The sequence below is a fragment of the Stutzerimonas sp. VN223-3 genome, from assembly GCF_045999685.1.
Lineage (GTDB): Bacteria > Pseudomonadota > Gammaproteobacteria > Pseudomonadales > Pseudomonadaceae > Stutzerimonas > Stutzerimonas stutzeri_AR.
In genome coordinates, this window is sequence record NZ_RBEC01000001.1 from 115797 (window position 1) to 138090 (window position 22294).

21 protein-coding genes are annotated in these 22294 nt (G+C 62.5%); 11 read left to right on the plus strand and 10 right to left on the minus strand.

What is annotated here, in order from left to right:
• Positions 1-20 precede the first annotated feature (20 nt).
• Positions 21-551, plus strand: a complete 531-nt coding sequence (locus tag D7241_RS00620; RefSeq protein WP_408099866.1) for a cytochrome b — start codon at positions 21-23, stop codon at positions 549-551.
• A 51-nt stretch (positions 552-602) separates the two neighbouring features.
• On the opposite strand, the gene D7241_RS00625 is transcribed toward D7241_RS00620, so the two are convergent.
• The 3 genes from D7241_RS00625 to D7241_RS00635 form a co-directional block, all read right to left on the minus strand.
• Complete coding sequence (locus D7241_RS00625; protein WP_408099867.1) at positions 603-4256, minus strand: AAA family ATPase; 3654 nt, start codon at positions 4254-4256, stop codon at positions 603-605.
• A complete protein-coding gene (locus tag D7241_RS00630; RefSeq protein ID WP_408099868.1) occupies positions 4253-5488 on the minus strand; it encodes an exonuclease SbcCD subunit D C-terminal domain-containing protein in 1236 nt (411 codons plus the stop codon). Before D7241_RS00630 ends, D7241_RS00625 begins: the two co-directional genes overlap by 4 nt.
• A gap of 777 nt (positions 5489-6265) precedes the next feature.
• Positions 6266-7135, minus strand: coding sequence for a WYL domain-containing protein (locus D7241_RS00635; protein ID WP_408099869.1), 870 nt, complete (start codon positions 7133-7135; stop codon positions 6266-6268).
• A gap of 334 nt (positions 7136-7469) precedes the next feature.
• On the opposite strand from D7241_RS00635, the gene D7241_RS00640 reads away from it, so the two are divergent.
• On the plus strand, positions 7470-7685 hold the full coding sequence (locus D7241_RS00640) for a hypothetical protein (protein WP_408099870.1): 216 nt from the start codon (positions 7470-7472) through the stop codon (positions 7683-7685).
• Positions 7686-7703: 18 nt separating this feature from the next.
• Here the strand turns inward: D7241_RS00640 and D7241_RS00645 are convergent, their stop codons facing one another.
• From D7241_RS00645 to D7241_RS00660, 4 genes are read right to left on the minus strand one after another with little or no spacing between them, the layout of a single operon-like run.
• Positions 7704-9053: a sensor histidine kinase gene (locus tag D7241_RS00645; RefSeq protein WP_408099871.1), complete on the minus strand. Its 1350-nt coding sequence runs from the start codon at positions 9051-9053 to the stop codon at positions 7704-7706.
• A complete protein-coding gene (locus D7241_RS00650; RefSeq protein WP_408099872.1) occupies positions 9050-9715 on the minus strand; it encodes a response regulator transcription factor in 666 nt (221 codons plus the stop codon). The genes D7241_RS00645 and D7241_RS00650 overlap by 4 nt, the downstream gene beginning before the upstream one ends.
• Positions 9715-10020, minus strand: a complete 306-nt coding sequence (locus tag D7241_RS00655; RefSeq protein ID WP_408099873.1) for a PepSY domain-containing protein — start codon at positions 10018-10020, stop codon at positions 9715-9717. The genes D7241_RS00650 and D7241_RS00655 overlap by 1 nt, the downstream gene beginning before the upstream one ends.
• Positions 10020-10328 (minus strand): PepSY domain-containing protein, encoded by a 309-nt coding sequence (locus D7241_RS00660; protein WP_408099874.1) that lies wholly within the window; start codon positions 10326-10328, stop codon positions 10020-10022. Before D7241_RS00660 ends, D7241_RS00655 begins: the two co-directional genes overlap by 1 nt.
• Positions 10329-10491: 163 nt before the next feature.
• Between D7241_RS00660 and D7241_RS00665 the strand changes: the two genes are divergently transcribed.
• Positions 10492-10851: a copper-binding protein gene (locus tag D7241_RS00665; protein ID WP_408099875.1), complete on the plus strand. Its 360-nt coding sequence runs from the start codon at positions 10492-10494 to the stop codon at positions 10849-10851.
• Between the two features lie 117 nt (positions 10852-10968).
• Entirely contained in the window at positions 10969-11235 is a 267-nt protein-coding gene (locus tag D7241_RS00670; RefSeq protein ID WP_255982366.1) for a PepSY domain-containing protein, read from the plus strand.
• Between the two features lie 144 nt (positions 11236-11379).
• On the opposite strand, the gene D7241_RS00675 is transcribed toward D7241_RS00670, so the two are convergent.
• Positions 11380-13179 (minus strand): thiamine pyrophosphate-requiring protein, encoded by a 1800-nt coding sequence (locus D7241_RS00675; RefSeq protein WP_408099876.1) that lies wholly within the window; start codon positions 13177-13179, stop codon positions 11380-11382.
• A gap of 239 nt (positions 13180-13418) precedes the next feature.
• Complete coding sequence (locus tag D7241_RS00680) at positions 13419-14213, minus strand: DUF899 domain-containing protein (protein ID WP_408099877.1); 795 nt, start codon at positions 14211-14213, stop codon at positions 13419-13421.
• A gap of 184 nt (positions 14214-14397) precedes the next feature.
• On the opposite strand from D7241_RS00680, the gene D7241_RS00685 reads away from it, so the two are divergent.
• Positions 14398-15285 carry an RluA family pseudouridine synthase gene (locus tag D7241_RS00685; protein WP_408099878.1) on the plus strand — a complete coding sequence of 296 codons (888 nt, stop codon included), beginning with the start codon at positions 14398-14400 and terminating at the stop codon, positions 15283-15285.
• 26 nt (positions 15286-15311) lie between these two features.
• On the opposite strand, the gene D7241_RS00690 is transcribed toward D7241_RS00685, so the two are convergent.
• On the minus strand, positions 15312-16493 hold the full coding sequence (locus D7241_RS00690) for a PilT/PilU family type 4a pilus ATPase (RefSeq protein ID WP_408099879.1): 1182 nt from the start codon (positions 16491-16493) through the stop codon (positions 15312-15314).
• 262 nt (positions 16494-16755) lie between these two features.
• Between D7241_RS00690 and D7241_RS00695 the strand changes: the two genes are divergently transcribed.
• The 6 genes from D7241_RS00695 (at position 16756) to phnE (ending at position 22274) form a co-directional block, all read left to right on the plus strand.
• Positions 16756-17538: a DNA-formamidopyrimidine glycosylase family protein gene (locus D7241_RS00695; protein ID WP_408099880.1), complete on the plus strand. Its 783-nt coding sequence runs from the start codon at positions 16756-16758 to the stop codon at positions 17536-17538.
• Between the two features lie 63 nt (positions 17539-17601).
• On the plus strand, positions 17602-18873 hold the full coding sequence (locus tag D7241_RS00700) for a cation:proton antiporter (protein WP_408099881.1): 1272 nt from the start codon (positions 17602-17604) through the stop codon (positions 18871-18873).
• Between the two features lie 34 nt (positions 18874-18907).
• The gene (locus D7241_RS00705) at positions 18908-19324 is read left to right on the plus strand and encodes a DUF192 domain-containing protein (RefSeq protein ID WP_408099882.1); all 417 of its coding nucleotides are present in this window, start codon (positions 18908-18910) and stop codon (positions 19322-19324) included.
• A gap of 186 nt (positions 19325-19510) precedes the next feature.
• Positions 19511-20356: a phosphonate ABC transporter ATP-binding protein gene (gene phnC / locus D7241_RS00710; RefSeq protein ID WP_408099883.1), complete on the plus strand. Its 846-nt coding sequence runs from the start codon at positions 19511-19513 to the stop codon at positions 20354-20356.
• 63 nt (positions 20357-20419) lie between these two features.
• Complete coding sequence (gene phnD / locus D7241_RS00715; RefSeq protein WP_408099884.1) at positions 20420-21427, plus strand: phosphonate ABC transporter substrate-binding protein; 1008 nt, start codon at positions 20420-20422, stop codon at positions 21425-21427.
• 52 nt (positions 21428-21479) lie between these two features.
• Positions 21480-22274: a phosphonate ABC transporter, permease protein PhnE gene (gene phnE, locus D7241_RS00720; protein ID WP_408099885.1), complete on the plus strand. Its 795-nt coding sequence runs from the start codon at positions 21480-21482 to the stop codon at positions 22272-22274.
• Positions 22275-22294 lie beyond the last annotated feature (20 nt).

A 22294-nucleotide genomic window follows, 5' to 3' on the forward strand; every position in this document is an offset into this window, starting at 1 on the left:
TGGCATGTCACGAGGCCTGGATGACTACCGCACGTTTTACTTCCGTACAGATCCTGTTCCACTGGCTCAGCGCGCTGCTGGTGCTGACCATCATCGCGTTGCCTTACGGCGCGGATTTCTTCGCATCGCTACTCGGCGGCAAGGGCAACGTATTCACTCTGCACAAGTCGCTTGGCGTCGCAGTGCTGGTGTTGACCCTGCTGCGCCTGGCCTACCGTGGGCGCAAGGTCCCGCCGCAGCAGCTCGAGCCCCAGCAATCGCGCACGCAGCAAATTGCTGCCGCTGGCGGACATGGGCTGCTCTATTTATTACTGCTGATGATGCCGATCTCCGGTCTGCTATTCGGCAGCAAGCCGATTAATCTGTTCTGGCTGGTGGAGATCGGGCCGCTGCCGTTCTCATCCGACATTCGTGGCGTGGCGAAGGACGTCCACATCGCCGGCCAGTACGTGCTCTTCGCGATGATCCTGGGTCACGCCGCCGTTGCTCTCTGGCATCACTACGTGCGTCGCGACGACGTGCTCAAGGGCATGTTGCCGCTGGTGCGCTGAGGCCAACCGCACGGCTGCCTCAGGCTGAGCTGCTTCGCAATAGCGGGCCGCTCAGCCTGCCCCTCCTGTGATCCGCAGTCCGCTCTGACCGTTGCCCTGCCGCTGCACCTGAATCTGCACAGGGATGCGCTCGTGCATTTCCGCCACGTGTGAAATCACCGCAACCTTGCGCCCCTGGGCTTGCAGCGAGTCCAGCGCGTCCATGGCAATTTGCAGAGACTCGGGGTCGAGGCTGCCGAAACCTTCGTCGATGAACAATGACTCGATCTTCAGCTTGCTCGACGCCATCGAGGCCAGGCCGAGCGCCAGGGCCAGCGAGACGAGAAAGGTTTCACCACCGGACAGCGAATGCACCGAGCGCAGCTCGTCGCCCATTTCCGTGTCCATCACCAACAACCCCAGCGGACTGCCACCGCGCTTGAGCCGATAACGCCGCGCCAGCTGACGCAGTTGTACGTTGGCGTGCTGCACCAGCAGGTCGAGATTGTAGGCTTGCGCGATCTTGCGGAAGGCACCACCGTCGCTCGAGCCGATCAACGCGGCGATGCGCCCCCAGCGCTGGCTTTCGGTGGTGGCATCGGCGATTTGCGTGAGTAAAGCCTGGCTCTGGTTGCGGCGGCGATCGTCGTCGAGCAGCGCGGCGCGGGTTTCGGTACTGCGCTGTTCTGCATCATCACAGCTGGCTTGCTGAGCGCTGAATTGCGCCTCCAGAGTATCGGCGTCCGGTGGGCTTGGCTGCCCAATCTGATGCGCCCTCAGCCGTTGCTCGCAGCCATCCAGGCGCTCGCGACCACGGGCAAGCTGTTCGGTGTTGCTGCGCAAACGCTCGCGCGCTTCGGCGAGGAGCGTGTCGTCTAGCAGCAGAAGTTGTTCCAGCGTCGCATCGTCCAGATCAGGATGCACTGCGCGCCAGCTGGCGAGCTCTTCGCTCAGTGCGCTGCGTTCGGCCAGCAGCTCTTCGCGGCGCTGGCTGCAGTTCTGCTGCTCGCCCGCGAGCCGGGTCAATTCGACGCGCGCCTCGTTCAGTTGCCGGTCGACCTCTGCTTGCTGCTGGCGGGCGGCCTGGATCGCGCTTTCCAGCTGCCGTTGCCAGGCTTGCGCGCTGGGCTGCTCGCCGAGGCTTTCACGCAGGTTCTGGCGGCAGGCCTGTTCGCGGGTTTGAAGTTCGGCGAGGCGGTCTGCGCACGTTTTGTACTGGTCGAGGCGATGTCGTTGCTGCAACTGCTCGTGCTCTAGCGCTGTCTGGCGCTGCTGCTGTTCTTCTGCCAGTGTCATCTGCTGGTCGACCTGCTGACGCCGCGTCTCGACCTGGCCGTCCAGCTGCATAAAGGTCTCGGCAGGCTTGTCGCGCCAACGAGCGAGCAGGGCTGCTGGCAGCAGACTGGCGAATTCAGCCAGTTCTTCTTCGAGCCGCGCGTCGTCGCGGGAGATGGCATCGCGCTGGCCCGTTAGCGCCTGAATGGCTTGTACGAAAGTGTCCCGCGCGCTCTGGGAAGCTTTTAGCAGTTCTTCATTCTGCTGTTGCAGCTTGAGCAGTTCGCGCTGCCGGGTATTGGCGTCGGCGATGTCGGCCTTGAGTGTCGCTAAGCGACTACCGAGCCAGGATTCGCGGACCGCTTCCGCCTGGCTCAAGAGTTCGGTATACGCAGGCAGCGCGGCCAGTTGCGGTTCGAGCTTCGCCAGTTCGTCGGTGATTTTCGCCTGCCGTTGCCCGTTCTGCTTGATGCCGGTGGAGAGGGCGATGTGCTGATCACGCAGGGTTTGCAGCTTGTCGTTCTGGGCCTTGAGTTTCAATTGAGCCTGCTCGGCTTCGCGCTCGTCCTGCTGATCGAACGCGGCGAGCAGGGCATCGCCGTCGTGCCAGGGGTGCTCGGCACTGCCGCATACGCTGCACGGCTCGCCCGGCACCAACGCCGCGCGCAGGGCTTCGACATTGGCGCTGCGAGCCAGGCGTTGGCGATCCAGCAGTGCCTGTACCACCTTGAGCGCCTTTTCCGCGTCGTCGCGCTCGGTGCGGGCGAGCTTGCCGGCCTGAGTGAGGGCGTCGAGTTCGTTCTGCTGGCGGCTCTGTTCGCTTTGCAAGGTGCGCTGCTGAGTGGCCAGCTGCTGTTGACGTGACCAGAAGTTGTGCAGCTTTTCGATGCCACGCTCGGCCTCGTCGGAAGCTTCGCGTCTCGCTGTCAGTTGCGTCAATTGATCGCCGAGACTGGTTTCGCCACCGATCTGCGCCTGCAAATCATCAAGCGCTTTTCGTGCTTTGGTCTGCGCCATTTCGGCGGCCTTGGCGGCGGCTTCCAGGGCCGGCAGTTCCTGTCGGCCCTGTTGGAGACGGGAGGCAATCTGCACCGCTTGTTGTAAGCGCGGGCGGTAGCCATTCCAGGCCGCGCATAGCGGTTGCAGCTCCGCGCTGGTTGCGAGCTGGTCGGTGAGGCTGGCGAGCTGCTGGGCGGCCTGATTCTGCTGCTGGCGCAGTTGGGTCAGTTTCAGCTCGCCGCCCTTGCTCGCCGCTTCGGCCTGTTCGGCTTGGCCGCCTGCCTCACGTAAGTCGTTGCTGAGGTGGCCCAAGCGTTCTTCTTCACGGCGCGCCTGTGCCAGCCCAGGTTCGGCAGCTTTCAGCGTCTGCTCGGCAGCCTTCAGCGCCTCGGTGGACGTCTTGCAAGCCTGTTCCAGCTCATCGAGGCGTCGCTGTACGACGGTGTGCTCGCGCGCGTGTCGCGCCAGGGTTTCCTCGACCTTTGCCAACAGCGGGGCTAGCTCGCGCTCGCGGATGAAGCGATGGCGTTGCGGCGCCAGCTGCTCGAACAGCCCGAGGATGCGCCGGGCGTCGGAAAGGTTTTCTTGTTCTTCTTCGGCCTCGGCGAGTTGCTGCCGGGCGTTGTCGCGTTCGCCTTGCAGGCGGGTGAGGTCTTGCAGCCATTGGCGCTGTTGCTTGAGGGTTTCGAGTTGCCGCTGCAGGGTTTTAAGTTCGCTCAGTTGTTGTTGATGTTGCGCCTCGAGCGTCTGACGCGCTTCCGGCTCCAGCGGCTGCACGCCGCCGGCCTGTTGTTGCAAGGCGGCCAACGCTTCGCGGGCGCGCTTGGCTGCTTCGAAAGCGGCTTGGCCGAGGCGGCTGTAGAGGCCGGTATCGGTAAGTTTTTCCAGCAGGGTGCCGCGGTCGTTGTCATCAGCCTTGAGAAATGCGGAGAACTCGCTTTGGGCCAGCAGCACGGCGCGGGTGAACTGCGCCAGGTTCATGCCGAGTCTGGCTTCGAGCAGCTCCTTGAATTCGCGTTTCTTGCCGCTGGCCAAGAGCTGGTCGCGGTCCAGGTCCAGCAGGCTCTGGTTGCTGGCCTGCAGGCGGCCGTCGACCTTCTCACGGGCGCGTTTTACCTCCCATCTGGCGCGGTAGCGATGGCCGTCGGCACCGACGAAATCCACCTCTGCATAGCCGCTGCTGCAACCGCGACGTAGCAGATTGCGCTCGTCGGTGTTGCCTATCTCGTCGCTGCCGTCCGGAACCTTGCCTTGGGTGCCTACGTCTTCCAACCGCGGCGTGCTGCCAAATAGCGCCAAGCACAGCGCGTCGAGAATGGTGCTCTTGCCAGCACCCGTCGGCCCTGTGATCGCGAACAGCCCGGCGCTGGCCAAGGGTTCGGCGGTGAAATCGATGACCTGCTCGCCGGCCAGCGAGGCGAGGTTCTTCAGGCGGATCGCGAGGATCTTCAATTGACGTCTCCTTCGTCGGCGAACTCGACGCGCTGCAGCAGACTGGCGAAATCGTCCAGTGCCTGCTCGTCCGGCGGATTGCCGAACTGCTCCTCCCAGGCGCGAGTGAAGAGTTCCTGCGGCGTGATCTGATCGAGGCCGAGCAGTACTTCGGATTCCGCCTCGCCGCGTTTGCCGGCGTACTCGCTGGCGATGCGCACCAGCCGGCAGGCCTTGTTGGCAAGCGCCGTTTCGATGCGCTGGCGCAGGTCCGGCAGCGGCTCATCGAGCAGTACGCGAACTTCCAGCCAGGGCAGGTTTTCGGCGAACAGGCCCACCAGCGGGAGCGCTTCGAGCTGGCTGATCACCTCGGCCAATGGCGCGCGGCCGATGCGAATCATCTCCACGGCGCGGGGTACGGGCAGCGGTTCGACATTGGCGAGCTGATCGCCATCGAAACTCACCAGCAATACTTGATGGGGATAGTTGATCTCGCCAAACGACAGCGGCAATGGCGAACCGCTGTAGCGAATGCGCGCCTGTCCTGCGACCTTTTGCGGTTTGTGCAGGTGGCCGAGGGCGACATAGGCGATGGGTTCGGGGAACAGGCTGGCCGGCAGCGCCTCGGCGTTGCCGATGACGATGTTGCGCTCGGAGTCCTCCGACACCGCACCGCCCGCCATGTGCGCGTGGCTCATGGCGACCAGCGCCTGGCCGGGCTGACGTAGTGTTTCTGCCGCGGCGATCAGGTGTTGGTGAACGTGGCGGATACCGAGCATGTAGTCGTCGCCTGCATCGCCACCGGTAACTTCCGCCGGGCGCAGGAAGGGCAGCGCCAGGCACCATCCCGCGACCTGACCCGTGGCGTCATGCAGCGGCACCAGCAGACGGCCATGGTCGAGCTGATTCTCCGCGACCCAACTGATGCGGCCGATGGCATGGGCGTTGAGGCGCCTCATCAACGGCCCGGGCAGTTCGATGCGCCCGCCGGAGTCGTGATTGCCGGCGATCATTACGATGTCAAGCTGCGGCAGTTTTTCGTGGGCTCGGACGATGAAATCGTAGAGGCGCTCCTGGGCCTTGAGCGGCGGGTTGACCGTGTCGAAGATGTCGCCGGCGATGAGCAGGGCATCCGGCTGGTGCTGGGTCAGCTGGTCGAGCAGCCAGGCGAGGAATTGCGCGTGTTCGTAGTCGCGGTCCTGGCCGTGGAGGGTCTGGCCAAGGTGCCAGTCGGAGGTATGGATTAGGCGCATACGAGGAATCTTTTGTATTGGCGGTTGGGCGTCTGCCAGCACGCCAGGTGTGCGAGCCCTGGCTGTAGGCGTGGAGCAGTACGCGTAGTTATCCCAAGGGAAGCGTTTTGGCTTTTGCTGCCCGAGATATCGCCTATTGGCGGGGTTGGCTGGGGCATTGGTTTCGCCCTGCTGGGCGAGTCACTTTTTCCAAACGCCGAAAAAGTAACCAAAAAGGCTTGCCCCTGCATCCGGGTCTCGCTTCGCTCGACTTCCCTCATTCCATCCACGCTCCATGGCCCTTTACGCCTCTCGCGGCATCCATGCCGATCGCTCCCCTCCGCGAGGATTCCATTCGGCCTGCTGAAAGGGGCGTTCGGCGTCGTTTGATGGTCTGTTCGTCATCAAACGAGGAAGGTGCTTTGTTACTGTCGCTGTTCCAAAACTTCCAGACAACTCGGTCCCGAATCCCCTTCAGGAGGCCGAGCGGAGGCGTTGCGTAGGGGGGCGCGAGGCATGGATGCCGAGCGAGGAGTGATGGGACATGGATGTCCCTTCGCGACGACCCCCGGAGCAGCGCCGGAGTGAGGGAAGTTTTGCGAAGCAAAACCCGGATGTTGGGGTGGCCTTCTTTTTGGTTACTTTTTCTTGGCCACACAAGAAAAAGTGACGCGCCGTGCAAGGCGCAACCTGTCGGTCGGGCCGAGGAAAGCGCGGCGTCGTGCAAACACGGCCGTGCCACCACCGCTTCGCGAGCAAGCTCGCTCCTACGAAAAGCAGCACGAGTCGCCAACCCCATCAATACAACCACCCCTTCAACCCCTGCAGATTCCGCACCTGAATCTGCTGCGCCGCAGCATTCGCCTGCACGGTATTGGGATCGATCTGATAACGCTGCAGCACGTACTGCACCAACGCACCGCGCGTCTGGATAAGCAACTCGCCGTTCTCCATCCCGTAATCGATTTCAATGATCGCCTTCTGCTCCGGCTTAAGCCGCGCATCGGGTTCGATGATCACCTCGACCGCGGTATTCCAGGCCTCATCTGCGTCACGGGTATTCCCGCTTTCATCCATCAGATCCGGCTCGCCGCGAAAGCGGCTGAGCACGAAATCACGGTAGCCGCGGTTCTTCTCGCAATACGCGCGCACGTGCCAACGCGTGCCGGTAAAGACCAGGGTATGCGGTGCCATCACGCGGATTTCGACCTCGGGATGGGCGAGGGAGACGTACTCGGTTTCCAGCCGCAGCCCTTCGCGGCAGGCGCGCAAGATCGGCCGCAGTACCTCGGGGCGGATGCTGCGATCGGGCATGCGCAGCACTTCGGTGTGTGCATAAGCCAACGCCAGGCCTTCGATATGCGGTGCGCGATCGCGGTTCTGGTCCAGCAGATGAAGATAGGCGCTGGCGCTACCGTCGATGAACAGCGGCTGAAAACGCTTGCTCGGCGTGTAGCCCTTCAGATGACGGTCATATGTAAGGTTATTTGGCGCATGCTCGTTGAGGTAGGTATTGATGTCTTTCGATGCCTGCTGCCGACTGATGCCGAAGCTCTGCATCAGATGGCCCGTGGTCAGGCGGCCTTCCCACCAGACAATCGTCTCGATCAAGCGATAACGCAGCGCCAGATCCCAGCGGATCTGATTGATCGATTGCGTCCTTTTCATGCTCGCCTCATCTGCTGGAAAACTTTACACGCTACTATCGGGTAGCTAGACGTGTCGTGTAACGCTACATATATTCAGGGCGTACATCAAGCGAGCTGAACGAGGAAGACGACACCATGAGCCTGTTATTGAATGCGCTGCTGTTCTCCGCAACCGTTTTTGCCGGTATGGGTTCTCTGGCCTGGCTGGCGTACGGCAGAAGCGAGAAGAAGTGAGGCGGGCCGGGGCGCGCAACGTTACAGTTTGTTGTCGATGAGCGGTCATCCGATGAGTGGTTGGAATCTCCGGCTGATTTGCCGGGTCTTTGTGTCAGACCCAGCGCATGAGGCGTTTGATGAAAACCCTGTCCCGTCACCTTGCCGACAATTTTCCGGCTGATTATCAAACCCGCGTGGAGCCGCAAGACGACGGCTATTTGGTGGTCCGTATCGGTTACCGAATCAACGGCACCGAAGCCACTCGCATGGTCTCCGGCCGTCAGGTGCAGAACGGCCTGCTGGTGGAAACCATTCTGGAAGACATGCGCAACGAGCTATCCCGCCCGCAGTAAGCGATTTGCTCTTTCGCATCACCGTCCGCTATTGCCTTGCTGAACTGCCCGGCTTTTTGCTGTTGTCAGGCGAATGCTTACCTGCAGTCCGCCGAGCGCACTCTGCTCCAACGTCAAATGGCCGTTCCAGGCGGCGATGATATCCCGCACGATACCGAGCCCCAGGCCGTGGCCCTCCGCCCGTTCGTCGAGACGTGCGCCGCGCTCCAGAACAGCTTCGCGGCGGTCTTCGGGAATTCCCGGCCCATCATCCTCAACCCGGATCAGATAACCGTCAGGCAGCTTTTCGATGTTCAGTAGTACCTGCGAGCGCGCCCATTTGCAGGCGTTGTCGAGCAGGTTGCCGAGCAGCTCGAGCATGTCTTCACGATCCCAGGGCAGGCGGCAATCGGCATGGGTATGCCAGCGCAGATCAAGGTCGCGACGGTGAATCATCTGCAGCGTTTCGAACAGCCCCGGCAGCTCTTCGGCGCAGTCGAAATAGGCCCCAGGCAGCACCTCGCCGGCCAGCCGTGCACGGCCCAGTTCGCGGGATACACGTTGCTGGATCTGATCCAGTTGGTCGCGCAGATTGGCCTGCAATTCCGGCTGTGCGGCCAGTTCATCGCGCTGGGTGAGGCTACCGAGCACCGCCAGTGGGGTTTTCAGCGCATGGCCGAGGTTGCCCAGCGCATGCCGCGAGCGCTTGAGGGTGTCGTCGGTGTGCGCCAACAGATGATTGATCTGTTCCACCAGCGGCTGCAGCTCCTGCGGCACCTGAATATCGAGCTGCTGACGCTGGCCCTGCTGCAATTGAGCAATCTGCTGGCGGGCTCGTTCCAATGGGCGCATGGCGAGCTTCACCGCGTAGCGCTGCAGTAGCAGGAATACCAGCAGGACGACACCGACCAGGCCCAGTCCCGCGAGACGAACCTGGGCGAAACTCGTGAGGATCGGCGTGTAGTCGCGGGCGACGCTGATGCCGATGGTCTGACCATCGCGGCGGTAGTCGGCGTGATAGCTGAGCAGGCGTTGGTCTTGCGGACCGTCGAGCAGCTCGTCGGCGAGCCCGTCGGTTCTGGGCCAGGCCGGCTCGGCATCCCACAGCGAGCGTGAGCGCCAGCTGCGTTCGGGCAGGTCGATGCGGAAATAGTGGCCGGAAAACGCCCGCTGGTAGCGCGGATTAAGCCGGCTCGAATCCAGCTTGAAGCCGTCCGGGCCTTGCACCACGGCGATCAGCAGGCCTTCGGTTTCTTCACGCAGGTCGGTTTCCAGGCTGCGTTTGAGACCTGTCTCGAATAGCCAAAGACTGGTCTGCAGCAATAGCAGACTGACGATAAGCAGAACGGCGATCAGCCCCAGGCTGAGGCTGCGCTGGATTGATTTCAAGGTGCGCCGCCGAAGCGATAGCCTTGGCCGCGGCGGGTCTCGATCAGTTCGCGCCCGAGCTTGCCGCGCAGGCGATTGACATGCACTTCGATGACGTTGGAGTCGCGCTCGGTTTCGCCGTCGTAGAGGTGCTCGGCCAGCTGGGTTTTGGAAAGCAGTTGGCCGGGATGCAGCATGAAGTAGCGCAACAGGCGGAACTCTCCAGCGGTCAACTCGATGTCCTGGCCGTCCTTGTTGCAGTGCTGGCGTGCTTCGTCCAATGCCAACCCACCGACTTGCAGCAGCGGCTGATTGGCGACGCCGTGGGCGCGGCGCAGCAGCGCCTGGATGCGCAACAGCAATTCCTCGGGATGGAAGGGTTTGGTCAGGTAATCGTCGGCGCCAGCTTTGAGTCCTTCGATGCGTTCGGCCCAGGAATCACGGGCGGTGAGAATCAGCACAGGCGTCGCCAGGCCTCGTGCACGCCAGGCGCGCAAGACCTCCAGCCCCGGTTTGCCAGGCAGGCCGAGGTCGAGAACGATGAGGTCATAGGGTTCGCTGCTGCCCTGATAGTCGGCATCGCGGCCGTCGGCCAGCCAATCGGTGGCATAGCCTTGGCGGCTGAGGCTTGCGAGCAGTTCATCGGCCAGCGGCACGTTGTCTTCGACCAGGAGCAAGCGCATCAGTCTTCTTCATCCTTGAGCAGACGACCATCGCGGGCATCGAGTTCGAGTTCACGAGCAATGCCGTCGGCGGTCAGCAATTCGATCTCATAAACGTAGAGGCCATCATCTTCTTCCAGTTCGGCCTCCAACAGCCGCGCCCCGGGATGACGCTGCATGGCGCGCTGCAGAAGGCTTTCCAGCGGCTGGATCAGCCCCTCGCGACGCAGCCGCAGGGCTTCGTCCTGATCCAGGTCACGGCTCGCCGCCGGGGTGGCAGCGAGCAGCAGGGCCAGTGGAACGGTGAGAAGAGTGGCGCGTGGCATTAGTCGTCCTGATGGTCCTTGAGCACTTCGCCGGTCTTGGCGTCGAGCTCCATGTCCCATTGCACACCTTTGTCGTCACGCAATTCAAGCTGATAGACGTGGCGGCCGTATTCCTCTTCCAGCTCGGTTTCCTCGACTTTGGCGCCGGGATGCTTGGCCAGTGCCGCTTCGTTGAGCTTTTCGAACGATTGGATGGTACCGGCGTCGCGCAGCTTCAGTGCTTCGTCCGGACCCAGATCGCGAGCCATGGCCAGGTTGGCGCCAAGGGCGAGGGTAGCGGCGGTGATCAGCGTAGTCAGGGTTTTCATGGTTTCGTTTTCCTGTGTGGGTTTCGACGATTCACAGGTTACGAGCCCTGGCTTACGCGAACCTGAACGGCACCCGCCGTAGCAAAAAAGTGCTCGGCACCCAGCAATAGCGGCGGCTGCATTGTCCAATACGGCGTACGTCCACCTGTTTCGGGAGGCTGTCATGAATCTGTTCTACAGCGTCGCGCTAAGCGTGTTTCTGCTCAATCAGCCCGCACTGGCGCAGGACCTGCTCAAACCTGCGGCTCCGGCGGAATCTCCGGATATCGACGCGGGACCCGCTACGGAAATGGTTTCGGAGCCGGTCATGCGTGCCAGCGGAACCATCGAGGCGCTGGACCGCGAACGAGGCGTGGTGACCATCGCCCATGGTCCGGTGCCCGCATTGAAATGGCCAGCATCGACCATGGAGTTCCAGGCCCGGCGAGAACAGCTCGACGGTCTTTCCGTAGGCGATGCGGTGCAGATCGGTTTTCAGAGTGAGGGCGACGAGGCGGCGCTCGTTTCCATCGACAAGCGCTGACACAGTCTCGATGTGCGTGCCAGACCCATCGCAAGGAACCCTACGTGGCCACCGGCCTCGTATTCAACAGGGTCTGCGTTGCGGCCCGCATCTAGAAATCACTAAAGGATCGCGCCCATGTACCACAAGAAACTGACTGCCGCTCTTGCCGTCGCCGTTCTCGGAAGCGCCAGCGGGGTCGCGCTGGCCGACAAGCCAGGCGCCGACTGGATCACCCTTGAGCAAGCCGTGGAAAAAGCCAAGGCCGCTGGTTATACAGAGCTTCACTCCATCGACGCGGACAATGATTCGTGGGAAGGCGAAGGTGTAAAGGCCGACGGCAAGGTCTGGGAATTCAAGATGGACGGCAAGACCGGGAAAATGACCCGCGACGAGCAGGACTGAGCGCCGTTACCTGTTTACCACTCGGAATCGTGGATGCGCCATGGCGGGACAGCTTAGTACTGTTCCCGCCTGGGGCTCCCTTTAGCAAATCGCACCGACGGTGAGTCGAAGCGCTCCGCTTTGGGTTCGGCGCCCAACCGCAAATTATTCCTTCTTCTTGCCGCGCTCTGGCAGCACCTTGCTGAGCACCTGCTTAGCCGACTGAACGAGAATGCCTCGCTGGTTAGGGTCTCCGTGTAGCAATGCCGTCGCGTATTTTTTCGCCTGCTCGAACTTGAGATGCGGCGGCAGTGGCGGCACGTTCGGGTCAGTCTTAAATTCGAGCAGCACCGGTCGGTCGGCGGCGAAAGCTTCATCCCAGGCGGCGCCGACCTGGTCCTCGCGGTCGCAGTAGATGCCCTTGAGGCCGATCGACTCGGCGAAGCGGTGGTAGGGCACGTTGGGGATATTCTGCGAGGCCTCGAACTTCGGGTCGCCCTCCATCACCCGCTGCTCCCAGGTGACCTGGTTGAGGTCCTCGTTGTTGAACACGCAGCAGATCCACTGCGCGTTCTGCCATTCCTTCCAGTACTTGGCGACGGTGATCAGCTCGGCCATGTTGTTCATCTGCATGGCGCCGTCGCCCACCAGGGCCACCACCGGGCGGTCCGGGTTGGAGAACTTCGCGGCAATCGCGTAAGGCACGGCTGCGCCCATCGACGCCAGGCCACCGGACAGCGAACACATCATGCCGCGGCGGATCTTCACGTCGCGGGCGTACCAGTTGGCGCAGGAACCCGAGTCGCTGGTGATGATCGCGAAGTCCGGCAATCGCGGCGATAGCTCGAAGGCGACGCGCTGCGGGTTGATAGGCTCGGCCGCGATCAGGGCGCGGCTTTCCAGGGTTTTTTCCCAATCCATCCGCCAGTTTTCAATGTCCTTGCGCCAGGCGCGATCGGTCTTTTCCTGCAGCAATGGCAGCAGCGCCCGCAGGGTTTCCGCCGAGTCGCCCTGCAGGTTCACTTCCATCGGGTAACGGATGCTGAGCATGTCGGCCTTGAGGTCGATCTGCACGCCCCGGGCCTGGCCCTCTTCGGGCAGGAATTCGGAATAGGGGAAGCCCGAGCCGATCATCAATAGGGTGTCGCACTCGGTCATCAGCTTGTAACTCGGCTCGGTGCCGAGCAGGCCGATGGAGCCGGTGACCCAGGGTAGATCGTCCGGTAAAGCGGCCTTGCCGAGCAGTGCCTTGGCGACACCGGCACCGAGTTTTTCGGCTACCGCGATGACTTCGTCGGTGGCATTCAGCGCGCCGGCACCAACCAGAATCGCCACCTTCTCGCCCGCGTTAAGCACTTCGGCGGCATGTATGAGATCAACTTCGTAGGGCACCATCTTGGGTCGCGTATAGCCGATACCGGAATGCACTGCGCCGTGAGCACGCGGCGGCTCGCTGTACTCCATCTCTTGCAGGTCGTTGGGCAGGATGATCGCAGTGACAGTGCGCTGGCCTACCGCGGTGCGAATCGCCCGGTCGACCAGATGCCTGACTTGAGCCGGTGCGCTGGCTTGCTGCACGAATGCACCGGCGACGTCCTTGAACATCGACGCTAGATCGACTTCCTGCTGATAGTGCGCGCCCATGGCGGTGCGGGCCTGCTGGCCGGCGATGGCGAGCACCGGCATGTGGTCCATGCGCGCGTCGTACAAGCCAGTCAGAAGATGCGCCGCGCCAGGCCCGGAAGTGGCGATGCAGACACCCAGCCCACCATTGAACTTGGCATCAGCCGAGGCCATGAAGGCAGCCATCTCCTCATGGCGGGCCTGGATGAAACGGATCTTGCCGCTGGCCCGGTTAAAAGCGCCAAACACGCCGTTGATACCGTCACCGGGATAACCGTAGATACGTCGCACACCCCATTGATACAGGCGCTCGACTACATAATCGCCAACTGTCATAGCCATGGAAATCTCGCTTGGTCTGGACTCGAAGTGGTCAGGTAACCGGGGCGGGGCCGCGGCGCTGGTTGTTCTTGTCTGGACCGGGCGATCTCGGCAGGGTTCGCTCCAACGTTGTAGCGTGGGCCGGCCCACGATGCGTCAGCTTGTCATGCATCGCCGTAGGGTGGGCTTCAGCCCACCGGTATCGCTCCGGCGTCCCGTTCTGGTGGGCTCACGGCCCGGCCCACGATGCGTCAGCTGGCTCACCGAGGATCTGCCTGATGACAACAGCCGGCAGAGGCATTGGAATCGCCTGGTTTGGCGCGCCCGGTGGCATCGACCGTGTCGCCGCTGCCGTAGCGATCATGGTGCCGGACCCAGTCGGTGAGGTTGTGCCGCGGGCCGTTTTCATTGCGGCCATTGGGCGTCATGTCGAGCAGCACATAGCTGCCCAGCAATTCCTCGGCGCCGCGCCCGTAAGCGGAAAAGGTATGAAAGATGCGCCCGTCCTCGTCGCGGTAGAACACACTGAAACCTGAAAGCTCCTCGCATTCGAACGGTTGCCAGGCGTAGTTGTAGAAGACCTTACCCTCGACGATGTCCTCGGGATCGAACGAGACGTGGAAATCACGGTTGAAGTCGCTCCCGGCCGAAGACACCCAGCGAATCTGCCAGCCCATGCGTTGGCGAAAGGCATCGAGTGCCGCGAAAGGCGCCCGCGACATGGCGACGACACTGACGTCATGGTTGGCCAGGTGCGCCAGGGGGCCCTGCAGATGATCCATCTCGAACGAGCAGCCGACACAGCCCTCCTGCCAGTCGGGGCCGAACATGAAGTGCTTGACGATGAGTTGGCTGCGCCCGGCGAACAGCTCGTCCAGGCGGACTGCCCCATGCGCATCATGGAACCGGTAATCCTTGTCCACCAGTGTCCAGGGCAATTCGCGGCGCGCGGCAGCGAGGGCTTCGCGCTGGTGCGTGACCTGCTTTTCCTTGAGCAGATGTTCGGTGTGGGCGGCAATCCATTGCGGGCGGGAAACGATGGCGTGGCTGGTCATCGGGGACCTCCGAGTGCGGGACGATGGAGGGGCGTCGCGGATGGTCCCGACGCCCTTGTTACCTGGTCGAGCGGCGGTGCGCGAAATCGACAGATCTCGGCGATTTATTTTGTCCGCGCTCGCCGGGAGGCGTGGGTTCGGCAGTCAGGTATCATCAGCGGCCGTTCCATCCCCCATGGCCGCCATGTCTGCTTCCGTTCCGAATGCTCGCAGCACCCTTCATTTGCCACAGGGCGAATGGACCACTGTGCTCGACTGTCTGTGCGCGCACTTCCCCTCAATCGACCGCGCCACCTGGCTCGATCGCTTTGAGCGGGGTCGCGTGCTCGGTGCCGATGGTCAGCCACTTGCGGCGACGCATCCCTATCAGGTTGCGCTGAAGATTCACTATTTCCGCGAAGTGCCGAATGAAAAGCCGATCCCTTTCGAGGAGCAGGTTCTGCACCTCGACGAGCATCTGCTAGTAGCGGACAAGCCGCATTTCCTGCCGGTGATGCCGGCAGGCGAGTACGTCAACGAGACCTTGCTGGCGCGCCTGACCAAGCGTTTGGGCAACCCTGATCTGGTGCCGATTCACCGTATCGACCGGCTGACCGCCGGGCTGGTGCTGTTCTCCACCAATCCCGAAAGCCGTGGCCGTTACCAGGCGTTGTTTCGCGAACGGAAGATAGACAAGCGTTACGAAGCGATCTGCCCGGCGCTGCCCGATCTGGATTTTCCGCGCCAGGAACGGCTGCATATGGTCGACGGCGAGCCGTTCTTCCTGATGAAAAAGGGCGATGGCGAACCCAACAGCGAGACGCGCATCGAGGTGCTCGAACGCCGTGGCGAACTCTGGCGCTACGCGTTGTATCCGGTCACCGGGCGCAAGCATCAGTTGCGCCTGCAGATGGCCACGCTGGGGGCCGGTATCTGTAACGATCCCTTCTACCCGGAGCTGATCGAGCGCGGGCGGCGTGATCAGGATGATTATTCGCAGCCGTTACAGTTGCTGGCCCGGGCGTTGAGCTTCAGCGATCCGCTGACCGGCATCGAGCGGCACTTCGAAAGCGCCCGGCAGCTGAGCTGGTGAACCGCCGGGCCTGAGCCTTATGGACTTCAGGGATGGCCGTTCTCGTCCTGCGGGTCGTCGAGCTCTTCCAGCTTGAGATCACCCCAGCTTGCGTTGCCGGCCGCCTGTGGCGACTCTGGCGCGTTGCTCGGGGCCGCCGCCACACCGCCGTCGCGGTGCAGCTTCAGTTTGAGCCGCACGTTGTTCGCCGAGTCGGCGTTCTTGGTCGCCTCTTCCTCGTCCAGTACCCCTTCGTTGACCAGGTCGATGAGCGCCTGGTCGAACGTCTGCATACCCAGGTTCTTCGACTTTTCCATGATCTCCTTGAGCTCGCTGAACTCGTTGCGCTTGATCAGATCGCGAATCGTCGGCGTGCCGAGCATCACCTCCACCGCGGCTCGACGCTTGCCATCGCGGGTTTTCACCAGCCGCTGAGAGATGAACGCCTTGAGGTTGTTGCCCAGGTCGTTGAGCAGCTGCGGACGACGCTCTTCGGGGAAGAAGTTGATGATGCGATCCAGCGCCTGGTTGGCGTTGTTGGCGTGCAGGGTGGAGATCGCCAGGTGGCCGGTATCGGCGAATGCCAGGGCGTGCTCCATGGTTTCGCGGTCGCGAATCTCGCCGATCAGAATCACATCCGGCGCCTGGCGCAGGGTGTTCTTCAGCGCGGCCTGAAAGCTGCGGGTATCCACCCCGACTTCGCGTTGGTTGATGATGGATTTCTTATGCCGATGCACATATTCCACAGGATCTTCGATGGTGATGATGTGCCCGCCGCTGTTGCGATTGCGGTGATCGATCAGCGCCGCCAACGATGTGGACTTGCCCGAGCCGGTACCGCCGACGAACAGCACCAGACCGCGCTTCTCCATGATGACGTCGAGCAGCACCTTGGGCAGCTTGAGGTCCTCGAAAACGGGGATGTCCAGCTTGATATTGCGCGCGACGATGGAAACCTCGTTGCGCTGCTTGAAGATATTGATGCGGAAGCGCCCAACGCCCGGCACCGAGATCGCCAGGTTCATTTCCAGCTCGCGTTCGAATTCGGCACGCTGCTCGGCATCCATGATGGCGTCGGCGATGGTGGCGATGTCGCCGGGTTTCAGTGGCTCGGCTGACAAGGCCTTGAGTACGCCGTTGAACTTGGCGCAGGGCGGCGCGCCAGTGGAGAGAAACAGGTCGGAGCCATCCTGGGCGGCCAGTGTTTTCAATAAGGGTTTGATATCCATCGGCTACATCCAGACGAGATTTGTGGGCAGGGGCGCGGGCAAAGCCGCGGCGCCACGGCTGGCATCCACTGTATGGGCCCGCGCCTGCCGGCACAACGCCGAGCGCGTGAACTGGTTCCGGTCACGGATAGCCCGTCGGTGCGGCAGAGGCCGGCTCGCGCTCACGAACTTAGAGCAGTCATATCGTGCCTGGTCGTCTCCATCGCACCTTCACGCCCGGCGCCAGTCGATATCGGTAACGCCTAGCCGAAGCGATATCGCCATGCCCGAAGGTCCGTCTATTGTCATTCTTCGCGAAGAAGTCGCGCCGTTTACCGGGCAGGCCATCGAACGTGCAGAAGGCAGCGCCAAGCTGGATAAGGCGCGCCTGGTCGGCCAGACCGTGCGATCGTTTCGCAGCTGGGGCAAGCACTTCCTCATCGAGCTGGACGACGTTTCCCTGCGCATCCATCTGCTGCTGTTCGGCAGCTATCGGATCAACGAGCGTAAGGAATCAGCGCCGCGCCTCAGCCTTGGCTTCGCCAACGGCGAGCTGAATTTCTACGGTTGCTCGGTGCAGCCCATCGAAGGCCCGCTGGACGAGGCCTACGACTGGAGCGCCGACGTCATGAGTGATGCTTGGGATGGCCGCGCGACGCTCAAGAAACTCCGCGCCCGGCCACGCCTGCTCGCCTGCGATGCACTGCTGGACCAGACGCTGTTCTCGGGCTCCGGCAACATCATCAAGAACGAAGTGCTGTTTCGCACGCGCATCCATCCACTGTCGCTGACCGGTGATCTACCCGCGGCCAAGCTGCGCGAACTGGTGCGAGAGGTACGGACCTACAGCTTCGAATTTCTCCAATGGAAGCGCGAGGGCACGCTCAAGGCGCACTGGCTGGCGCACACCAAAACGACCTGTCCGCGCTGCAAGATCCCGTTCGTCAAAGCCAAGGAGCTGGGGCGAAGCAAGCGCCGCAGCTTCTATTGCGAGCGTTGTCAGAAGCGCTACGGGAGCGACGCTAGCACTCAGCAAGCCGAGCAGCCAATTGCCGAAATCGACTGACGCGCGCATGACTGCCCGGCGAATCGCTAAGATGGCCCGCTACGAACTGGCTGGAGTTTTCCGATGCTTGACCTAGCGGCGGCGTTCATTGCGCTGACGACCTTCTTCACTTACGTCAACTACCGCTTCATCAAGCTGCCGCCAACCATCGGGGTGATGCTGACGGCGCTAGTCCTGTCATTGATCGCGCTGGGGTTCTCGGCATTGGGCTATCCGGTGCTCGAAACCGAAATGCAGCAGATCGTCAGCCGCATCGACTTTTCCGACGTGCTGATGACCTGGTTCCTGCCCGCCCTGCTGTTCGCCGGCGCCCTGCACGTCAACCTCGACGATCTGCGTAGCTACAAATGGCCCATCGGCATACTGGCCACCGGCGGCGTGCTGATTTCCACCTTGGTGGTGGCCTGGCTGGCGTTTTACATCTTTGGCCTGTTCGGCTGGCATATCGATTTCATCTACTGTCTGCTGTTCGGTGCGCTGATCTCCCCGACCGACCCGATCGCGGCGATGGGCATTCTCAAGAGCAGCGGCGCACCCAAGCCGCTACAGACCACCATCGTCGGCGAATCGCTGTTCAATGACGGCACCGCCGTGGTGCTGTTCAGCATCCTGCTCGGCGTGTTGAGCCTTGGCCAGACGCCAAGTCTGGCGGACTTCGGCCTGCTCTTCGTCAAGGAGGCGGTAGGCGGCATCCTGCTGGGCATTGCGCTGGGCTATGGCGTGTTCTATCTGCTGCGTAAGGTCGATGAACATCAGCCATCGGTCATGCTGACCCTCGCGCTGGTGTTCGGTGGTTCGGCAGTGGCGACCCATCTGCACGTGTCGGCGCCGATCGTGATGGCAGTCGCCGGTTTGATCATCGGTAACCAGGGCCGCAAGAAGGCGATGACCGACAGCACGCGACGTTACGTCGATGGCTTCTGGGAGCTGATCGATGAAATCCTCAACGCGCTGCTGTTCGCGCTCATCGGTCTAGAACTGTTGATCCTGCCGTTTGGCTGGCTGCACGCGGTGGCGGCGATGCTGCTGGGCGGGGCGGTGCTGCTGTCACGCGTGCTTACCGTGGCACCGATGATCGTCACGCTGCGCAAACTGCACGGCGTCACCGACCGGCAGATCACGCGCGGCACCATACGCATCCTGTCCTGGGGCGGGCTGCGTGGTGGCGTCTCGGTAGCGCTCGCGCTGTCTTTGCCACTGGGCGATGAACGGGATCTGCTGCTGAGCCTTACCTACATCGTCGTGCTGGTCTCGATCCTCTTCCAGGGCCTGACGGTTGGGCCGCTGGTGCGATCAATGTACGGCACGCAGCCAGCTACGGCTGACGAGCACTGAGCGGCTTATTCGCAACCTGTCTGGAGTTCTTCATATGCGCGCCGCCTTGCTGTCGTTGATGCTGTTGCCCTCGTTTGCCAGCGCCGCGCCTCTACTTGATCTGCGCGTGGGCGACACGCGGCTACAGGCGGAATACGCCCGTTCTCCCGCCGAGCGCGAACGCGGCTTGATGGAGCGCACCGAGCTGGCGGCGGACCGCGGCATGCTGTTTCGCTTCGACGATTTTCGCCGCCACTGCCTGTGGATGAAGAACACACCGCTGCCGCTGTCGGCTGCCTTCATGGACGAGCAGGGGCGCATCGTCGATGTCATCGATCTGGAGCCGCTGAGCACGGCGATTCGCTGTTCGCGCGAGCCGGCGCGTTATGCGCTGGAGGTCAATCAGAGTTGGTTTCGTCAGCATCGACAAGGTGTCGGTGATCAAGTGAAGGGCATCCCCACAGTCGATTAATCCTCGACCGGCGAGCTAGACAGCCCGCGCTGGCAGGCGCATGGCGAGGCCCGTTTCGCCTGTTTAGACAAGTCATCGAACAGTCATGGAACGTTCACCGAAGCGACACTGGCCGACCCTAAGGTCATGCCTCATCAGACGGTAGCCAACAAGGGTTGCCGTCGTTCTCGATGAGGGAGACGGTCCATGAATGCGGTTATCCGTGTCGACAGTCTGAACAAGACCTTCGCAGGCAAACGTGCTCTGCATGACCTGGCGCTTTCCGTGCAGCCGGGCGAAATGGTGGCATTGATCGGCGCGTCCGGTTCCGGCAAATCCACGCTGCTGCGCCACATCGCCGGGCTGGCCTGCTGCGATCGCAGCGGCGGCAACATCCAGGTGCTCGGGCGCGAAGTGCAGTCGGCGGGACGCCTGAATGGCGACGTACGGCGGCTGCGCGCGGACATCGGTTACATCTTCCAGCAGTTCAATCTGGTCAGCCGCCTCAGTGTGCTGGACAACGTCCTGCTGGGCTTTCTCGGTCGCATGCCGCGCTGGCGCGGTTCGCTGGGCATGTTCAGCGCCGAACAAAAGCAGCAGGCATTGGCGGCGCTGGAGCGGGTGGGGCTGGCCCACCGTGCCGACCAGCGCGCGTCGACGCTTTCCGGCGGCCAGCAGCAACGGGTGGCCATTGCCCGTGCGCTGACTCAGCAGGCCGAAGTCATCCTCGCCGACGAGCCAATCGCCTCGCTCGACCCCGAGTCCGCTCGCAAGGTTATGGACATTCTTGCCGACATCAACCGACGCGACGGCAAGACCGTGGTGGTGACCCTGCATCAAGTCGACTACGCCCTGCGCTACTGCAGCCGGGCGGTGGCGCTCAAGGATGGGCGCATCCACTACGACGGCGCCTGTGCCGATCTCGATAGCCGTTTTCTCAACGATCTCTACGGCGCCGATCTCGACGCCAGCCTGCTGTTTTCCGATCAGGCCCGCTCGCCCGCCGCCGCGCCGCCGGCGCCGGTTCGCGCGCTGAGCCTGGCCAAGGCCTGAACACCACTTCCCTTGATCCACGTCACGCCAACCCAAGCGTCAATCTCTGACAGGAGCTTTTCCATGTTCAATCGTATTGGCCGCGTCCTGGCCGCCTCCGCCTTGCTGACCGGCTCGCTGCTGGGCGGCGCTCATGCCGATGACAAGGAACTGAACTTCGGCATCATCTCCACCGAGTCCTCGCAAAATCTGCGGTCCGTCTGGGATCCGTTCCTTGCCGCCATGAGCGAGCGCACCGGGATGAAGATCAACGCGTTCTTCGCGCCGGATTATGCCGGCATCATCCAGGGCATGCGCTTCGACAAGGTCGACCTGGCCTGGTACGGCAACAAGTCGGCCATGGAAGCAGTGGACCGGGCCGGCGGCGAAATCTTCGCCCAGACCGTCGCCGCCAATGGTGCGCAGGGTTATTACAGCCTGCTGGTGGCGCACAAGGACAGCCCCATCGACTCCGTCGACGACATGCTTAAAAACGCCGCCAACCTGACCTTCGCCAACGGCGACCCGAATTCCACTTCGGGCTATCTGGTGCCAGGTTATTACGTGTTCGCCAAGAACAAGGTGGACGCCAACAAGATCTTCAAGCGCTCGCTCAATGGCAGCCATGAAGTGAACGCTCTGTCGGTGGCCAACAAGCAGGTCGACGTCGGCACCTTCAACAACGAGGGCATGGAGCGCCTAGAACTGACCGCGCCGGAGAAGGCCGCTCAACTCAAGGTCATCTGGACCTCGCCGCTGATTCCCGCCGACCCCATGGTCTGGCGCAAGAACCTGCCGGAAGCTACCAAGGCCGGCATCCGTGAGTTCTTCATGACCTACGGCGACCAGCCGGGCGAGATGGAAGTACTGGCAGACCTGCAGTGGGGCAAGTTCCGCGCTTCCGATGACGATCAGCTGCTGCCGATTCGCCAATTGGAGCTGTTCAAGCAGCGCAGCGAAGTCGCCAACAACGCCAAGCTCGACGAAAGCGATAAGCGGGCTCAGCTAAAGGAGCTGGACGCCCAACTCGCCGCACTTGAGCAGCGCATGGCCGAGATCGAGCAGAAAACCGCCGCCGCTACGGCTGGCTGATCCGCTGGCCGCCGCGTAAGCGGCGGCCGACTTCTGTTTGCCGGAGCATCCAATGACTTCACTGACCGCGCATACCCCAGTTGCCGCGCCGCAGAAACGCTCGTGGTTCAAGCTGATCGGCTGGGGCCTGTTTCTGGCGCTGCTGGGCTGGTCCTGGCAGGGCGCCGAGATGAATCCGCTGGCGCTGATCCGCGACGGCGGCAACATGGCCACCTTCGCCGCCGACTTCTTTCCGCCGGATTTCAGCAACTGGGAGCTGTACCTCAAGGAAATGATCGTCACTGTGCAGATCGCCCTCTGGGGCACCGTACTGGCGATCGTCTGCGCGATTCCGCTGGGCATCCTCTGCGCCGAAAACATCGTGCCCTGGTGGGTCTACCAGCCGGTCCGGCGCGTGATGGACGCCTGCCGTTCGATCAATGAAATGGTCTTCGCCATGCTCTTCGTCGTCGCGGTGGGTCTTGGGCCTTTCGCCGGCGTGCTGGCGCTGTTCGTCGGTACCACCGGCGTGCTCGCCAAGCTGTTTGCCGAAGCGGTGGAAGCCATCGAGCCGGGCCCCGTGGAAGGCGTGCGCGCCACCGGCGCCAGCGCTCTGCAGGAAGTCATCTTCGGCGTCATTCCGCAGGTGTTGCCACTGTGGATTTCCTACGCGCTGTATCGCTTCGAATCCAACGTCCGCTCGGCGACGGTGGTGGGGATGGTCGGTGCCGGCGGCATCGGCGTGATTCTCTGGGAGGCCATTCGCGGCTTCCAGTTCGGCCAGACCTGCGCACTGCTGATCGTCATCGTGGCGGTAGTGAGCGTGATCGACATCGTTTCCCAGCGCTTGCGCAAATTGTTCATCTGATCGGAGAGGGACGCCGCGCG

Bases quoted from the DNA above. Each gene is read 5' to 3' on its own strand.
- D7241_RS00620 (WP_408099866.1), top strand. From the start codon at position 21: ATGACTACCGCACGTTTTACTTCCGTACAGATCCTGTTCCACTGGCTC.
- D7241_RS00630 (WP_408099868.1), bottom strand. From the start codon at position 5,488: ATGCGCCTAATCCATACCTCCGACTGGCACCTTGGCCAGACCCTCCAC.
- D7241_RS00635 (WP_408099869.1), bottom strand. From the start codon at position 7,135: ATGAAAAGGACGCAATCGATCAATCAGATCCGCTGGGATCTGGCGCTG.
- D7241_RS00640 (WP_408099870.1), top strand. From the start codon at position 7,470: ATGAAAACCCTGTCCCGTCACCTTGCCGACAATTTTCCGGCTGATTAT.
- D7241_RS00650 (WP_408099872.1), bottom strand. From the start codon at position 9,715: ATGCGCTTGCTCCTGGTCGAAGACAACGTGCCGCTGGCCGATGAACTG.
- D7241_RS00655 (WP_408099873.1), bottom strand. From the start codon at position 10,020: ATGCCACGCGCCACTCTTCTCACCGTTCCACTGGCCCTGCTGCTCGCT.
- D7241_RS00660 (WP_408099874.1), bottom strand. From the start codon at position 10,328: ATGAAAACCCTGACTACGCTGATCACCGCCGCTACCCTCGCCCTTGGC.
- D7241_RS00665 (WP_408099875.1), top strand. From the start codon at position 10,492: ATGAATCTGTTCTACAGCGTCGCGCTAAGCGTGTTTCTGCTCAATCAG.
- D7241_RS00670 (WP_255982366.1), top strand. From the start codon at position 10,969: ATGTACCACAAGAAACTGACTGCCGCTCTTGCCGTCGCCGTTCTCGGA.
- D7241_RS00675 (WP_408099876.1), bottom strand. From the start codon at position 13,179: ATGGCTATGACAGTTGGCGATTATGTAGTCGAGCGCCTGTATCAATGG.
- D7241_RS00680 (WP_408099877.1), bottom strand. From the start codon at position 14,213: ATGACCAGCCACGCCATCGTTTCCCGCCCGCAATGGATTGCCGCCCAC.
- D7241_RS00685 (WP_408099878.1), top strand. From the start codon at position 14,398: ATGTCTGCTTCCGTTCCGAATGCTCGCAGCACCCTTCATTTGCCACAG.
- D7241_RS00690 (WP_408099879.1), bottom strand. From the start codon at position 16,493: ATGGATATCAAACCCTTATTGAAAACACTGGCCGCCCAGGATGGCTCC.
- D7241_RS00695 (WP_408099880.1), top strand. From the start codon at position 16,756: ATGCCCGAAGGTCCGTCTATTGTCATTCTTCGCGAAGAAGTCGCGCCG.
- D7241_RS00700 (WP_408099881.1), top strand. From the start codon at position 17,602: ATGCTTGACCTAGCGGCGGCGTTCATTGCGCTGACGACCTTCTTCACT.
- D7241_RS00705 (WP_408099882.1), top strand. From the start codon at position 18,908: ATGCGCGCCGCCTTGCTGTCGTTGATGCTGTTGCCCTCGTTTGCCAGC.
- phnC (WP_408099883.1), top strand. From the start codon at position 19,511: ATGAATGCGGTTATCCGTGTCGACAGTCTGAACAAGACCTTCGCAGGC.
- phnD (WP_408099884.1), top strand. From the start codon at position 20,420: ATGTTCAATCGTATTGGCCGCGTCCTGGCCGCCTCCGCCTTGCTGACC.
- phnE (WP_408099885.1), top strand. From the start codon at position 21,480: ATGACTTCACTGACCGCGCATACCCCAGTTGCCGCGCCGCAGAAACGC.